The following is a 14,051-nucleotide window of genomic DNA, read 5'->3' as shown; positions in this document are numbered from 1 at the left end:
GCGGGCCAGTTCGTGATGCGATACCGCCTCTTCTCAAACTTATGACGACGCGATGCGTTGAACTTATGCGGCATCAGCGGTATCCAATCGATCAGGAAAGCCGACTTCTAACAAATCCGATAGGATCCGTGCAACAACGCCCATTGGAGCCGCGATGGAGCGTCTCGAAGGGCGCTTGAGCACTAAGCAACCAGACAATGTTTCGCGCCTGAAGCCGAAAAGTTCGGCTTGATTACACACGAATTACACGTGAACTTGAGCTCAACGAGGAAAATTCGACCTAAGTCGTTGATTTAAATGGTGCCCGGGGGCGGAATCGAACCACCGACACGAGGATTTTCAATTTTCCTAGGTATCTAGTCAGCCTGTTTCAAAGCGGTTCAGGCCGCAGCAAAGATCGTTTACCATCAACCCGCTGGTCCGCCCAGCGTGTTTCAGGGCTTTGCAATCCTAGCCGTTCTAGCCCAACGAAAACTGCACCCAAATGGCCCCCAACGCTATCGACATGCTCGCCTGAAGTTGAGAGACTGCGTGTGAAGGGATGCCTCCTCCTCAAACATTTCCATTGGGTCGAATAGCGTAATGTCGAAATCACCCCCGAATAGCAGGAACGGTGTTGCATTTGCATCGAAGATCACAGGGAGCTTCAAATGCTTCCGTGAAATATGGCTATAGTTGATGGCTGCGTCCTTCTCCGTTCTACGCCAATCGAGCCATTCTGCTCCGATCTTCCTCAAATACTTCTGTCTTGCCGACATTGTTGGGCGCTCACATACTAATCCGTCTTCCTTTAGGACCTTGACCGCGTGACCCAAAATTTCTTCGTAGCTTGGCAAACCTGAATTCGAGAGGGCTTTGTTGACCCAATCAATTGGAGCCATATCATCGTTCCAGTCAGGGCCATTCATACAGAGGCACATGAAAGCAAATGGCCTACTCTCTTTTCTCGTGAAAGCTGACACTCTAACGCCCCAGGTGTTTAGTTCTTCGGGGATACGAAGTTTTCTGAAATGTGAACCAACAAGATTCAAACATACCAAGGACAGCAACGAACCAAGATGATATGCGACAACAGAGTTTTGCAGGTGTGCATAGTGCGCCAAAAGATGAACAGGCGCTGAATACAAGGTCAATTCAGGCGTATAAAGTCGGTCCCCGTACTCTTTTCTCATGAAACACTCTTCGACAATCCTCTCGTCCCGATCTATCCCCGAAAGGGTTTGGAACTGGGTTGATAGTTCGGACCATGTCGCGGTCGTTTCGAGGAGGGCCGCGACGCTCAATGGTTGGCGAACTAGCAGCTGCTCGGTGTAATGATCCCCAAATCTAACAAAGATGACAGGCCGTTGCTCATCGGGTCGGCCGTTAGAATTGAACTCGATTCCACATGAGAAACTGATCTTCCATGGCGTGGACAAGGAATGCTGGCGACCATTGACTTCAACTGTTCGGTAATAATCGGAAAACGAAAGACGCCGATCACTGTCGTGCAGGTCGATGAACCTATGGAAGCGTGTCTCGCTACCATGCAAGTTTATCGAGGGCATGACGTCATACGTCGAATAGACCTGCTTGAGATACTCATTGCCCCAAAGCGTTCCAACAGTGTCGGCCCAATGAGTAACCTCGTGGTAAACGGTCGAAAGGCTTTGCCTGATACGCGTAAGTCTGTTCGCAGCAAAGTCAGCCTCAATTTCGGCTGCATTGATATCGTTGAGAAAGATAAGCTGTGACCTTGGAACAAAGTAGGCCAAACTCTTTGTATTTGGAAACGGCACCGTAACATCCTTGTGGCAGCTAATTTGTTGCTTCTCATTGCGACTCGCCGGGAAGCTCCCTGATACATAGCGTCCCAGATGGCCCCAAACCATACCCTGACACGCGGATTCTGGGTGTCTTACAGTGTTCTTATGAAACAAACACTGACAACAAAATCACTCGACGCGATGAAACCTGCGACCGTTAAGCGGTATGAGGTTCAAGACGCGAAAGCACCCGGCCTGCATGTGCGTGTGTCGACCACAGGGGCGAGGATGTTTTACACGATGTCCCGTGCCAACGGCAAACGGCGACGCATCAAAATCGGCCCCTACCCTGTGCTCTCTTTGGCCGATGCCAGACGCCGAACGATGGAAATTGCCCGATCTATCGAACTGGGTGAGTACGAAAAAACACCAGAAACCCCAGACGAGACCGCGCCCACTCTCGGTGAAGTCATACCACAATTCATCGAACTTCACGCCAAGCCGAACACCAAGGATTGGAAGCGGACCGAGAGCGTGTTGCACAAGTTCGACGGGATGAAGGACAGGCCCCTTGATCAGATCAAACGTCAAGAGGTCAGCAAGGTACTGGATGCCATTGTTGCGAATGGCACACCGACACGTGCAAACCGGGCGCTCTCAGCGATTAAAAAGCTCATGAACTGGTGCGTGATGCGCGGCACTATCGAAACGTCGCCTGTGGCTCTCCTCAGGCCGCCTACGCGTGAGATTCAGCGTGATCGCGTGCTCAACGACAACGAAATTCGTGCGATATGGCGACACAGCGAAGCCGAGGAATACCCATTCGGGCCATTTCTCAAACTGTTGATGATCACTGGGCAACGTCGAAGCGAGGTGTCTGGAATGCGCTGGTCCGAACTCAATCTTGATGAAGGGGTTTGGGAACTTCCAGCAAGCCGTGTGAAAAACGCTCGCCTGCACATCGTCCCCCTGCCTGCACAGGCGGTGGCGATCTTGCAATCACTGCACAGGTTCCTCAACAGCGACTTTGTGTTCACTACGACGGGACGTTCTGCAATTTCTGGGTTTGGTCGTTTGAAAGAACGGATCGAAACGGCCATGCCAGAGAACACACAAGATTGGCGCTTTCATGATTTCAGGCGCACCGCTTCCACAGGCATGGCGAAGATTGGCGCCATGCCTCATGTAATCGACGCCGTGACCAATCACAAATCAGGAGTCGTCTCGGGCGTCGGTGCAACCTACAATCGCTACACGTATTTGAACGAAAAACGTGAGGCACTGGATCAATGGGCGGACGAACTGACAAAGATTGTGCAGAAGCCTTCGGCGACGAATGCAGAAAAGATATCTTAAAAATTCTTGGCGTCCCAGACGACGACACTTTTTCCCGGCTATGGGATAGACTGCGAGACGAGTGTCAGAAAGTTCGCCGTGGTGTTGAGACATCACCCAATGGGTTTCGACTGGCCCCATTCGATATGTCCCTTACGCAACGAACAACTTGGCTCCAACGAAAAATCATCAATCCAATTGAAGCGCTAGAGACGGCGTTAGCCATCGAGAACACGCCTCATTTCGCACATTGGGAACGATATGGCGAAGTCGAGCTTGCTGCCAACGAAACGCTTATCGCAAGCCTCGCTGAATTGAAGAACAGGGCCGCACGTCTGCAGGATGAATTTGCAGACGAAATCACTGGCGAAACAGCGGGCAAAATAACCCACAGCCATGAGATCAGGTATTACGTTGTCCACGTCTGCCTGTCTGAGTTGCGCGAGTGCTACCCAAATCTCAAGCTATCCAGAGGAAATTGGGACAAGGAAATCAAAGTGGCAACGGGCGCGATCCCAGATTTTGTGCGTCGTGTTTTCCTCGAAACCACAGGCCAAAACGAACAGTTGGATGGCCCAATTCAAGCGAACATGTAGACAGCTTGAAAACCCCAGTTCAATTCAAGTTGAGACCTTCAGGACCTTGGCTCGTAATGCGTCCCAATCCGCGTCATCTTCATTCATGTCGGAGCGCTCCTTCACAAACGCAAACTTGTAGAAGGAAAGACAATGGATATTTCGAACGGGCAAAAAGCCCTCGCAACACGCGCTGATCTCAAGCGCCTTGGTATTATCGTAAGCAACAGTACGCTTTTGCGCTGGGAGGCACGTGGGCGGTTTCCACGCCGTGTCCGCCTTGCTGGCACCAGCGTCGCTTGGCTGCTGAACGAACTCGAGCAATGGCTCGCTGAGCGCGCCGTTGAACGTGACACATGGCACTATGCGGACGCGAGCTGAGCATGAAAAACCCTATTGTGTTTGGCTTCTCCTATGAGGGCCTGAAAAAGCTCGGCATCCATTACGACTATGAAGATTTAGTCGATTTGGAAGAACGTGAGCGCTTCCCAAAGCAGATCACGCCCCGTGTCTGGAACGCCGAAGAGGTGTTGGAATGGCTATTGGTCAACATTGATCGCCTGCCTCCGAAGCTCGACTAGCACAGAAAAATGAGATGGGGCGATTAGCGCCCCGTCCTCCCCGTACATTTCGAAAGGAAAGAACATGCGAAATCGCGTGAACCATACCGCTCGCCCTCGCAAGGGACACCCCTACGCATTCAAAGACTATGACGACGACTGCTTTATCCATCAAAGCATGGTGGGTTTTCTGGAAAGCATCTGGAAAGGCGCGCCGAAGCCCAGCTTCTTTTTCGTCGCCACAACCGATCCTGATGGCAACCATTGGCGTGAACATATTGTCAGAGCCAACGATGTGACTGTTGGATTGAACATGTTCCTCAACGCTCATTCGCGATGGAATTTTAATCTGTACTTTTGTCCCAATCCATTCTCGGTGGATCGGCGCAAAAAGGAGTTTGCGCACCCGACTAGGCTGGGCTGGTGCGATATCGACGATAGCGATCCCAACACATATGAGCCACCAGCCAACCACCTTTGGGAAACGTCGCCGGGTCGGTTCCAAGGTCTCTGGCTTTGGGACAAACAGCACAGGGTTGAGGAAGCCGAACGTTTTTCACGTTCGCTCGCGGACAGACATGGGGGCGACAATGGCTGGACCATCACGAAAATGTTGCGCATTCCCGGCTCCATCAATCACAAGCCCAAATACGACGAACCGTTCGTCAAGTTGGTGTCACGAAACTGGAACAAGATTTCCACGCGACCAGAGCTAACAGCCGACAAGGGACGTAGCTATCAGGTCGAGCATCAAGCTTTGGAGATGAACCATCTGGCATTTGCTCCACTGGAGGTTCTGAAAAACCATCGTTCTAAATTGAGTGCTTCGACACGGTCACTGATGCGGCACAAACAGATACAGGCAAGCAATCGGTCAAACCGAATATATGCGCTGGTGGCCGGGCTTTACGAGGCTAATGCCACCTTGGATGAGATCGCCAGCGTGGTTTGGAACAGCCCATACTTTCGCGACAAGTATGGCGACAACGAAAAAGCACTTGAGACCGAGGTGTCTCGGATCATCGCGAAGAAAGAAGGTGCGAAATGACCTCTAAGAAAAAGGAACTCTTCATCGATCTGGACACAATCGAAGCAAAAGAGGTGGACTGGCTGTGGAAACCGTTCATTCCGTTTAGCATGATCACGATCATGGAGGGCGACCCCGGCGTCGGCAAGTCGTTCCTCGCTATGCAACTGGCCGTACAGGTCAGCATTGGTGGAGAACTCCCCGATGGCCAGAAACTTGGGCGTGGGCGCGTGCTCTACCTGAGCGCCGAAGATGACGCAGCCTATACGATACGCCCACGCATCGACGCCATGGGGGGCGACCCTACGCGCATTCGGGTGCAGGGTGATTTCCTGTCCTTGGATGAGAAAGGGCTGCAGGCGCTGATGCGTGAGGTAAAACGCAAACCACCAGACCTGCTGATCCTCGACCCCTTGTTCGCATACATCCCGGCTGGGCAGGACATCTACAAGCCCAATGTGATCCGGCAGCTCTTGTCCTTCCTCAAAGACATCGCAGAGGCTGGTGAAACAGCTGTGGTGATCATCCGGCATCTGACAAAGGCGAAACACAGCAAGGCCATTTATCAGGGGGGTGGTTCTATGGATGTGATTGGCGCGGCGAGGTCAGCATTTCTGGTGTGCGAGCATCCGAGCGACAGTTCGACCAAGCTTGTTGTCCACATCAAGCATAACATCGCCGTTCGGGGGCAAACTCAAAGCTATGAGATCATTGGTGAAGAAGGAGGCAGGGCGACCCTGAATTGGCTGGGAGCGTCAGACATCACAATCGATGACCTGATTTCTTCTGATGGTCCGCCCCGTATGTCGGCGCTGGATGAAGCGACCCAATTCCTGCGCGTGTTTCTCAAGAACGGGCCTGAGCCGTCCACCAAGGTCGAGAAAGAGGCTGCTGCGCGTGACATCGCCTCCAAGACTTTGGAACGTGCCCGGCGCGATCTGGGCGTTAGATCGAAAAAGAATGGCAAAAGCTGGTTTCTGTCGTTGCCAGAGGAAGAGTGACCACAGGTAGGATATGAAGTGCGCCAAGAACGCCAATATCGCCAATGATGTTTTTGGCGCGTTTCACCCCTCAAGTTCGTCACGAATATGCATGACGCCCTTGGCGATCTTGACGTTCTTGAAGTCACGAAAACGGCTTACGGTCCGAAAATCCTGGAAGTCGACATGGCCTTTTTCTGACCAAAGGGCGCAACGCGTCAAAAAAGGCCTCCGACACAAACGTCGTTTTCGAAGGCTGACCTTCTAATGATTTACCCCACGCGCGCTATATATATGCTCACTAGAGTGTTATGAGGTTATCATTACTTATCAACACCTTAAGCCCTCTGGTAGAAAACACCCTCATAAATCATAAGACTCTCACGATGCGTTCATGGGTATACTGCTACTGAGCTATTTAAGTGTTTGTTATTAAACATATATATCATAACACTCTAATATATTGATATATACGCGCGCGAAGCGTTTTATGGTTAATTTGCATAGATCTGGAAGCTTATGTAGGCGTAGGCCACTATGAAAACAATGGCATGAATTATCCTTTGCTTAGTATTTCTCGGATCTTCGCTAGTGACGTGGTCAAACATCGTGTAATATAATCCAGTCGAACACTAAATTCGCCTCACGCGCCAAAAACTTAGAAATACGCATGAGCACTTATCCGTTGCCACAGCGCTTTCTGTTAAAAAAACGCCTCCCCCCATCCCCCTGTGGTCGCATGTTGTCTTCGCCTTGGTAGGCGTGGCCCGTTGGCCTCGAGACCGACACGCGGACTATTGATCAGGCTGTTGGAGGTGAGGCGGAACCAAATATCTGAGTCTTTTCAAGTGGCCCGCATTTACGACGATCTGCAATCGCTGATCTGGGTGCCGCATGGGTGGGTTTACTCATTGGTTGGAGTGTCCAAGGCGTCGTTTTGCATCCACCCCTTTTTGTGGAAGTGTCGCGTGACGATGGCGCGGTTGTAGAGAGGGAAGCCAATCCACAGGCCGTTGGCTGTGAGTAGTGAAAAGATCGACCACAGGAACATGCCCTTGAACAAGTAGTACAGCGGACCAAAGAGCAGGCACCACAATCGGTGCCAGTTACCGAGGATGACCTTTTTCTGTCCATTGAATTTCCATGTTGCCCGAATGACCATTGTGGTCTCCTTTGCTGGTTGCGGTTGCAACAGCGCAATAAGATCGAGCAGTGGTGGGCGTCAGGGTAATTCCTAGATCATTGAGCGTCTTCGCAGCGCACAGGGCCCAGCACTGGCGTCAGCAGCGCTTTCGTCGCAACACGTCGTTCCGTCCGGCCACGAGGCCCTCTGGCTCAATGTAACGCGGCCACGCGCGCTTAACGCCGTATGCTCTAGGGATTTGTTGTGGGGTTGAGGCTCGCATGAATAAACAGCAACTTGGGTAGAATTATTAAGGGCAGAATAGTTGTGGCGAGTGGATTTCATGTACCTGATGGCAATGACGTGCTTCGAGGCGATATTCCTGCGATTGTTGAATTGATCGAACGAAGCGCGCGTTGGGTTCATCCTGACACGTTCAAGGCGTTGCCAGTTTGGGCACCCGAAACAGCGCGAGGTCAACCTCTGTATGACGCTGGATGGACGCGTCGGCACACAAACACGCGTAGGTCAACAGGCGTTACTGCCGAGAAGTTTGAAGGAAATGTAGCTGCGCTAAAATCCCTAGTTGCCGCGCTTGGTGTTGCGTCGCCCAAACCGAAAAATTGGACCGTCTGTCACATTTGGGGCTATGACGACCCGTCGTTTGCAAAACAAAGCAGCGTTGTCCAAGATCCACGCTACTTCTCATGTGTTGCTAACATGGTCTGGTTGCCGACACCGCTGAAAGGTTTCACGGACACCGTCCCAGAGATAAAGGACATTCTTCGTGTCTGTTCATTCTACCTCTACGGTTGGGCATGCGAGCATGATTCCGTTCTAGATCAGGCTGAGAAAGTACGCTCAGGTTGGGTGCCAACTCACTATCCGCTTAGCTGGCCTAGTCCTGATCGTCCCAGCGCATTGCCAGCGGGAACGGCTCCATTCACAGCTGAAATCGAGTCCGAAATTGAGAAACGCAAGTCGAAGTTTCGGGCGGCCTTAGCTAATAATGACTTCGTTCATTACCCAAGGACTAACGTCGAAAGCGTACTCAAGTTCTGGAATGTAGATTTGGACTAAACCCATATGCTCTAGGTTTTTTGAGGTTGTCCCTGACATGCCTACTGACCTCGTCTTATCGATCTTCATCAGAAACCTAGGAGATCGACATGTCCGACATCATCACGCTTAAAATCCTTTGCGAAGAACTCAAGATTGATCCACGCGAGGCCCGCGAAAAGCTACGCGCTGCCGTCAGCGACGCGAAAGCAAACCCAGAACTCGCGAAGGCACGGAAGCCACGCACACCGTGGCAGTGGGTCAGGGATACAGCCGCTGCCAAAGAGGCACGGAAGCTGCTTTCAAACACCGAGTAACTAAACAGCAAGCCGACACAACGCCCCAAACAGTATGTGACTCCTATCAACACCACTTGAACGTGTAAGGTGATCTGTTAGTCTTCATTTCAATTCTTTGCACAATAGTGAAAGGCTGTGATGTGACTAATCTTGCTGCTCCAATTGCGAAACTTATTGCCTCTGTTTGGTTTCCAGGCACTCCCGTTTTGGAAGCAATTTTCGTCGAGGGAGCGAGCTACGCAGCCTCGGGTTTTGAAAGAGCCGTGGACAAAAGAAAATCCGAGAGGTTCTTTGAAGATTGCGCAGATCGCATTCTAGAGAAGTGCGCAGTATTCTTCGATCACGAGTTTAGAAAAATCCCTGAGGAACGAAGGGCTGTTCTAGTTCAAGACATCGCCAACGCGTGTGCTGGTTACATAACTACACGGAAGTTAATTGAGGCTAAGTTTTCCAGCGAGCTTCTTGCAAATGAGTTAGACTCGCGCCTCGAAGAAATTGATCGCAATGACAATACAGAAAAATGGTTTGCTAGTAGTGTGTTGAGCAGGGTCTCATTCTACATTTGCGAATATGTCCATATGGCACCGGATTTTCAAATCCGATCCATAGAGCAAGTACTAAAAAACACCAATCAAATCATTGAGATACTCACCGTCGTAACGGAAAACCTTAACCCGAACCAAACAGAGGCAACTCAAATAAATTCTAAGTTTTTGCGATACAAATCCCGTCTGCGCAAGAAGGTTCAGAACATTGAGGTTTTTGGTATATCCACTCAATCGATAAAGAGAAAATACCCTCTCGAAACATCGTATATTTCACTTTCCGTCGGTACTGACATTTGGCAAGATGCCGACAACGATGAGTACAACAATAGTCGTCTTGAAGAATTCCTTCGTGAAAATGACTTGCACTGGATTTTTGGCAATGCGGGCTCTGGAAAGTCGACATTACTTCAGTGGCTCTGCCTTCAATCTTCGAGCTATGAACCCCCAAGCGAAATCGCATGGCTGAGAGACTACGCTCCAGTTCTGATAAAGCTGAGATCGGTCAGCTCCTACAAAGGCCTAAGTTTTGTAGATGCACTTAAGGCGTCATTTCCTCACATCATTTCCGATGGCGACGAAACTTGGCTTATGGACTACGCACACGAGGGAAAAATTGCATTTTTGATCGATGGATTTGATGAAGTACCCCCACGATCTAGGCACACAGCTTCAAGATGGCTGAGTGAGTTAATCGAAGAATTTCCAATCTGCACATTTATTGTAACATCTCGACCAATTCCAAATTTTGATCATGACTATGAATTTCGAACGGCCTATCTCGAAAAAATGAAGCTTGATGACGTGAGTAAATTCATCAGATTTTGGCACATTGCCATATCAACGGGTATCAGCGACGAGGCATTTGTCGAGCGCCTATTCGCCTTTAGCGAACGCTTGCAGGAATCCATTCAGTCCGTACCTGCGCTTAGAGCACTTGCGAGCAATCCATTGATGTGTGCGCTGTTATGCACAATCAACATAGATCGACGAGGAAATATTCCTCTCGATAAGTCTGAAATCTACAAGATTGCAGTGGACTTGATGTTAGATAGAAGAAACTACGAGCGCGGTATCGTCAACGAAATTTACGATTCGTTGGGAAAACGAAATGTCCGAGCGCTCCTCCAAGAAATTTCGAGGTGGATGGTTCTAAATGGACTTTCGGAAATCACACGAGAAAAGTTTAGAGCCGTGGTCGCAAAGCTGTGTGACGCGACTACTCCCGACCAGAAAAATGAGATTGTCAGCTCAGTAGTCGAGAGGAGTGGCTTACTGCTCGACGTCCCTCCGAGAGACATTGTGTTCATACACAATCAATTTAAGGAGTTTCTAGCATCTGAGAGCTTTATTATTGAAGATGACATTGGAGTCTTGAAGCAAAACGTTTTTAACGAAACGTGGCGCGAAACTCTCGCGCTAGCTTGCGGCATCATGAACAAAGGGCAAGCCAACGATTTCATTGGCCATTCGTTGAAGGAAATCGAAAAAACCGTCGATGCAAAAAGGAAGAGAAGCGCATCTTTTCAGACGGTTTCGCTTGCTTATTATTGCCCCCGTCTCGATGCCAAAATTAGATCAAGGGTTGACGAACTAGCCAGTCAGGTCTTTCCACCGAGTACGGTGGATGAGGTTTTCCAAATTCTTCACTTAGGCGAGAAGTTGGTTAGCTTGATAGAAAGCTCGAACGGCTCTGGACAGATAACTGATCGTGTTGGCGCTCTTTGCATTCGTGCTCTTATGGAGGTTGGTGACGAAACAGTTATCCCTCTTATCAAAGCAATCTTAGAAAATGGTGGGCGTCAGACGGCGCAAGCGGCAATCGTTGCGTGGGACTACTTTGACAATGATGAATTTGGCAAATCCGTTGTATCTCAAATATCTGAACCATTTGAGGTTTCTTGGGAGCGCCGAAGAGATTTGGGTGGCCTATGCTATGCAAAATTTTGTGAGAAGATCGAACTTAGTTACTGCACATTTGAAAACGATCTAGGTGTGTTGCCTGATGCAAGGAACTGCACGGAATTCGTTATCAGTGAACCACAGGAGCTCTACAGCCTTAGTGGTGTTTCGAGGCTCAAGAACCTGACGATACTTAAAATTTACAATGCATCCACCGACCGAGGGTTCGAAGACTTATCGCATTGCTCCCAGCTTGAGAGCATTGAGTTTGTTAACTGTTCGGGGCTTCAGAACCTGAAGTTCTGCGTGACCCTAAAAAATCTAAAGGAGTTCAAGGCGACAGGCTGCTTTAATTTGGAGAGCATTGATGGCCTGCAGCACCCGAAGGGCTTATCAGAAGTCTCGCTTGTGGGTGCGTATGGAATCCGAGACTGGGAGTGCCTCAACTCAGTACAACACAATATGGAATTTCTTTGCGAAGACCCGAGCCACGTAGAAGATAAACTATCTGAAGAAGCTAGGACGTATGTTTTTGGCATGTGACAGATCGTTTGGGTGAGTTGCCGTGGCGTTGGTCCAGCGCCATCATTTCGCCGTTGGATCTTGTATTTCGAGCAATTTCTGCACCCAATCGGCACCCAACCATCTTGATAGCATTTAATCATGCCGCCCGAAGGTACATTTTTCTTTATTATATCATATAGTTAAATGGTGCCCGGGGGCGGAATCGAACCACCGACACGAGGATTTTCAATCCACTGCTCTACCCCTGAGCTACCCGGGCACGGGTGAGCGGAAACGCAGCTCGGGCCGCGACTTCATAGTCGGACGGGACGTGGCTGTCCAGCGCATTCATCTTGTTATTTTGCCTTCGCGTCACAGCAATCTGGTTCCATTCGACAAGCCCTTCTTCGGTCGAGTGTTTCTTAGCCAACCCGGCACCGTTCGCAATCAACTCAGCCAGGCTCAGTCCAGTGGAAACGGTCCCGTTTTCGTTGCAATTCGTAGTGTCCCAGCGGGGTCCAGCCGACCATTGCAGTCTCAGTCTCATCACCCCGAAACGCCGAGCGCATTATTTGTTCGATCTGCCGCCTGTCACGCTTTGGCATCGGAGCAAAGTCGATGGTGATCTGCCCGCCAAGCCCCCGGCAGCGCAATTGGCGCGGCAGGTCACGCGTCAGGGCAACATTCGCCTTCAGCCCCGCCGCTGCAGAGGTATCGCCGCCTGTATTCACGTCTACTGCCACCAAGGCGCGCGTGGGTTCGATCCACGCTGTGGCTCCACCGTCCAGCTGCACCAGAGCGCGCGAAACCCCATCGACCATCTCATCGATGCCATGGCGCGCAAATGATCCCGGCGTGTCGTCGCAATCGCCCACACTCGGCCAATCGCGCAACGCAAGCTCATGCGCGTTTGGACCATCAAGCAACAAGGCAGGATCGCGACCGCCGCCTTCGGACAGAAGGTTTGCGCCAAGCGTCGCCAACTCTTCCAGTTCTGCGGCAACGTCTTCAGGCTCTGCTTCAATCGTGTTGGACCGCAGGATCGCGCCACCCCCCCCCAGATCAATCCCCGAGACTGCATCGTGCAAACTCAGCCGCACCTCTTCATCCTTGATCCGGCGCGAGATATTCAGGCCTGGCGCGCCGGGGGTCAGGATCGCAAAGCGGCCTTTGAGCAGCAGTTTTGAGGTAAGCGGCGTTGCCTTCCCCGGCTCGCCATATCCAGTGACCTGCACCAGAACGGGCTGACCGGGTTTCACGCCGTCTTTGGCGCGCAGAAAACCGGTGCCGCCCTGCGGCAGCCGCACAAAGATGCCACCCTGCCCTTTGACCGGCCGATCCGTCACAGCAAGATACACTGTTCCGGGCCGCACTATTTCGGCAGGCGGATCAACGATCAGATCACTTAAGCGCCCGTCCACAACCATTGCGGCGGCGGGCCTGCCTTTCCACTCATCAAGCGCAATCACGCGACCCTTCATTTCAGGAAGCCCGACAAAGGATAGCCCGCAGCCACCAATAGCTGCACAGTTTCATGCGCGGGCAGACCGACCACAGCGCTGTGCGAACCTTGAATCCACGGGATGAACATAGCCGCCGGACCCTGGATCGCATAGGCCCCGGCCTTACCGCGCCAATCGCCAGTGGCAAGATAGCCATTCAGTTCGGCGTCAGACAGAACCTTGAACCGCACGTTCGAAACAACATCGCGCTGCCAAACCTTGTCTCCACGCTTTACCGCAACGGCAGTGATGACACGATGGCGACGACCCGATAGCTTGTATAGGAACGCTGCGGCCGCGCCTGCATCGACAGGCTTGCCCATGATGCGCCGACCCAAAGCTACTGTCGTGTCGGCTCACAAAACGATGTCGTTTGGTTCGGCTTGCACCGCCTGCACTTTCTCAAGCGCGATACGTCGGCAATAGTCGCGCGGCAGTTCCGTGCGCCGTTCCGTTTCGTCGATATCCGGCGGGGTGACCGCATCGGGAACGATCCCGATCTGCGCCAGTATCTCCAGACGCCTGGGACTGGCAGAGCCAAGGATCAAGCGCATAGCATAAACCGCGCCCGCAAGACGTCAGACAGCATGCCCATCAGACGCGATCGCGTCTATTTAAAGCGATAATTGATCCGGCCCTTGGTCAGATCATAGGGGGTCATTTCCACTTGCACCTTGTCGCCCGCCAGAACCCTGATTCGGTTCTTGCGCATCTTTCCTGCCGTATGGGCGATAATCTCATGGCCGTTCTCAAGCTCGACCCGGAATGTCGCATTTGGCAGGAGTTCCTTCACGACGCCGGGGAATTCGAGCAGTTCTTCCTTGGCCATGGTCACTCCGTGTTTGGGAAGCCCGGCATGGTGCCGAGCGCGCCTTTAAATGCGCCTGATCCCTAG

The 14,051-nt window shown here is 51.5% G+C and carries 15 protein-coding genes, 1 tRNA gene and 1 pseudogene; 9 read left to right on the top strand and 8 right to left on the bottom strand.

Going from position 1 to position 14,051, the window contains the following annotated elements; translation table 11 throughout:
• Nucleotides 1-497 precede the first annotated feature (497 nt).
• Nucleotides 498-1,778 (bottom strand): hypothetical protein, encoded by a 1,281-nt coding sequence (locus ACESNI_RS17075; RefSeq protein WP_373089203.1) that lies wholly within the window; start codon nucleotides 1,776-1,778, stop codon nucleotides 498-500.
• Nucleotides 1,779-1,910: 132 nt separating this feature from the next.
• On the opposite strand from ACESNI_RS17075, the gene ACESNI_RS17070 reads away from it, so the two are divergent.
• The 6 genes from ACESNI_RS17070 to ACESNI_RS17045 all read left to right on the top strand — a co-directional run bounded on the left by ACESNI_RS17070 (nucleotide 1,911) and on the right by ACESNI_RS17045 (nucleotide 6,243).
• Nucleotides 1,911-3,101 (top strand): tyrosine-type recombinase/integrase, encoded by a 1,191-nt coding sequence (locus ACESNI_RS17070; protein WP_373089201.1) that lies wholly within the window; start codon nucleotides 1,911-1,913, stop codon nucleotides 3,099-3,101.
• Nucleotides 3,035-3,676 carry a hypothetical protein gene (locus tag ACESNI_RS17065; protein ID WP_373089199.1) on the top strand — a complete coding sequence of 214 codons (642 nt, stop codon included), beginning with the start codon at nucleotides 3,035-3,037 and terminating at the stop codon, nucleotides 3,674-3,676. The genes ACESNI_RS17070 and ACESNI_RS17065 overlap by 67 nt, the downstream gene beginning before the upstream one ends.
• A 132-nt stretch (nucleotides 3,677-3,808) precedes the next feature.
• Complete coding sequence (locus ACESNI_RS17060; protein WP_373089197.1) at nucleotides 3,809-4,036, top strand: helix-turn-helix transcriptional regulator; 228 nt, start codon at nucleotides 3,809-3,811, stop codon at nucleotides 4,034-4,036.
• A 2-nt stretch (nucleotides 4,037-4,038) separates the two neighbouring features.
• The gene (locus ACESNI_RS17055) at nucleotides 4,039-4,236 is read left to right on the top strand and encodes a hypothetical protein (RefSeq protein WP_373089195.1); all 198 of its coding nucleotides are present in this window, start codon (nucleotides 4,039-4,041) and stop codon (nucleotides 4,234-4,236) included.
• Nucleotides 4,237-4,300: 64 nt separating this feature from the next.
• Entirely contained in the window at nucleotides 4,301-5,263 is a 963-nt protein-coding gene (locus tag ACESNI_RS17050; RefSeq protein ID WP_373089193.1) for a DNA-primase RepB domain-containing protein, read from the top strand.
• Nucleotides 5,260-6,243 (top strand): AAA family ATPase, encoded by a 984-nt coding sequence (locus ACESNI_RS17045; protein ID WP_373089191.1) that lies wholly within the window; start codon nucleotides 5,260-5,262, stop codon nucleotides 6,241-6,243. The genes ACESNI_RS17050 and ACESNI_RS17045 overlap by 4 nt, the downstream gene beginning before the upstream one ends.
• Before the next feature lie 63 nt (nucleotides 6,244-6,306).
• On the opposite strand, the gene ACESNI_RS17040 is transcribed toward ACESNI_RS17045, so the two are convergent.
• Nucleotides 6,307-6,444 carry a hypothetical protein gene (locus ACESNI_RS17040; protein ID WP_373089189.1) on the bottom strand — a complete coding sequence of 46 codons (138 nt, stop codon included), beginning with the start codon at nucleotides 6,442-6,444 and terminating at the stop codon, nucleotides 6,307-6,309.
• 682 nt (nucleotides 6,445-7,126) lie between these two features.
• The gene (locus tag ACESNI_RS17035) at nucleotides 7,127-7,384 is read right to left on the bottom strand and encodes a hypothetical protein (RefSeq protein WP_373089187.1); all 258 of its coding nucleotides are present in this window, start codon (nucleotides 7,382-7,384) and stop codon (nucleotides 7,127-7,129) included.
• A 288-nt stretch (nucleotides 7,385-7,672) separates the two neighbouring features.
• Here ACESNI_RS17035 and ACESNI_RS17030 point away from each other — a divergent pair, with 288 nt between their 5' ends.
• From ACESNI_RS17030 to ACESNI_RS17020, 3 genes are all read left to right on the top strand, one after another.
• The gene (locus ACESNI_RS17030; protein ID WP_373089185.1) at nucleotides 7,673-8,425 is read left to right on the top strand and encodes a hypothetical protein; all 753 of its coding nucleotides are present in this window, start codon (nucleotides 7,673-7,675) and stop codon (nucleotides 8,423-8,425) included.
• Nucleotides 8,426-8,514: 89 nt separating this feature from the next.
• Complete coding sequence (locus tag ACESNI_RS17025) at nucleotides 8,515-8,721, top strand: hypothetical protein (protein ID WP_373089183.1); 207 nt, start codon at nucleotides 8,515-8,517, stop codon at nucleotides 8,719-8,721.
• 122 nt (nucleotides 8,722-8,843) lie between these two features.
• Complete coding sequence (locus ACESNI_RS17020) at nucleotides 8,844-11,693, top strand: NACHT domain-containing NTPase (protein ID WP_373089181.1); 2,850 nt, start codon at nucleotides 8,844-8,846, stop codon at nucleotides 11,691-11,693.
• Nucleotides 11,694-11,859: 166 nt separating this feature from the next.
• Here the strand turns inward: ACESNI_RS17020 and ACESNI_RS17015 are convergent.
• From ACESNI_RS17015 to infA, 5 genes and pseudogenes are all read right to left on the bottom strand, one after another.
• A tRNA-Phe gene (locus tag ACESNI_RS17015) sits at nucleotides 11,860-11,934 on the bottom strand.
• Nucleotides 11,914-12,084 (bottom strand): hypothetical protein, encoded by a 171-nt coding sequence (locus tag ACESNI_RS17010; protein ID WP_373089179.1) that lies wholly within the window; start codon nucleotides 12,082-12,084, stop codon nucleotides 11,914-11,916. The genes ACESNI_RS17015 and ACESNI_RS17010 overlap by 21 nt, the downstream gene beginning before the upstream one ends.
• 22 nt (nucleotides 12,085-12,106) lie before the next feature.
• Nucleotides 12,107-13,135: a ribonuclease E/G gene (locus ACESNI_RS17005; RefSeq protein ID WP_373089177.1), complete on the bottom strand. Its 1,029-nt coding sequence runs from the start codon at nucleotides 13,133-13,135 to the stop codon at nucleotides 12,107-12,109.
• Nucleotides 13,132-13,710: pseudogene (locus tag ACESNI_RS17000) on the bottom strand (nucleoside triphosphate pyrophosphatase). The gene ACESNI_RS17005 and the pseudogene ACESNI_RS17000 overlap by 4 nt, the downstream one beginning before the upstream one ends.
• Nucleotides 13,711-13,766: 56 nt before the next feature.
• Nucleotides 13,767-13,985 carry a translation initiation factor IF-1 gene (gene infA / locus ACESNI_RS16995; RefSeq protein ID WP_007205486.1) on the bottom strand — a complete coding sequence of 73 codons (219 nt, stop codon included), beginning with the start codon at nucleotides 13,983-13,985 and terminating at the stop codon, nucleotides 13,767-13,769.
• Nucleotides 13,986-14,051 lie beyond the last annotated feature (66 nt).

Source organism: Sneathiella sp. (assembly GCF_041689005.1).
In the GTDB taxonomy this organism is placed as follows: Bacteria; Pseudomonadota; Alphaproteobacteria; order Sneathiellales; family Sneathiellaceae; genus Sneathiella.
Note: the sequence above shows the minus strand (reverse complement) of the source record. Positions and strands in the feature narration are given on the sequence as shown.

Bases quoted from the DNA above. Each gene is read 5' to 3' on its own strand.
- ACESNI_RS17065 (WP_373089199.1), top strand. From the start codon at position 3,035: ATGGGCGGACGAACTGACAAAGATTGTGCAGAAGCCTTCGGCGACGAA.
- ACESNI_RS17050 (WP_373089193.1), top strand. From the start codon at position 4,301: ATGCGAAATCGCGTGAACCATACCGCTCGCCCTCGCAAGGGACACCCC.
- ACESNI_RS17070 (WP_373089201.1), top strand. From the start codon at position 1,911: ATGAAACAAACACTGACAACAAAATCACTCGACGCGATGAAACCTGCG.
- ACESNI_RS17060 (WP_373089197.1), top strand. From the start codon at position 3,809: ATGGATATTTCGAACGGGCAAAAAGCCCTCGCAACACGCGCTGATCTC.
- ACESNI_RS17035 (WP_373089187.1), bottom strand. From the start codon at position 7,384: ATGGTCATTCGGGCAACATGGAAATTCAATGGACAGAAAAAGGTCATC.
- ACESNI_RS17045 (WP_373089191.1), top strand. From the start codon at position 5,260: ATGACCTCTAAGAAAAAGGAACTCTTCATCGATCTGGACACAATCGAA.
- ACESNI_RS17025 (WP_373089183.1), top strand. From the start codon at position 8,515: ATGTCCGACATCATCACGCTTAAAATCCTTTGCGAAGAACTCAAGATT.
- infA (WP_007205486.1), bottom strand. From the start codon at position 13,985: ATGGCCAAGGAAGAACTGCTCGAATTCCCCGGCGTCGTGAAGGAACTC.
- ACESNI_RS17005 (WP_373089177.1), bottom strand. From the start codon at position 13,135: ATGAAGGGTCGCGTGATTGCGCTTGATGAGTGGAAAGGCAGGCCCGCC.
- ACESNI_RS17055 (WP_373089195.1), top strand. From the start codon at position 4,039: ATGAAAAACCCTATTGTGTTTGGCTTCTCCTATGAGGGCCTGAAAAAG.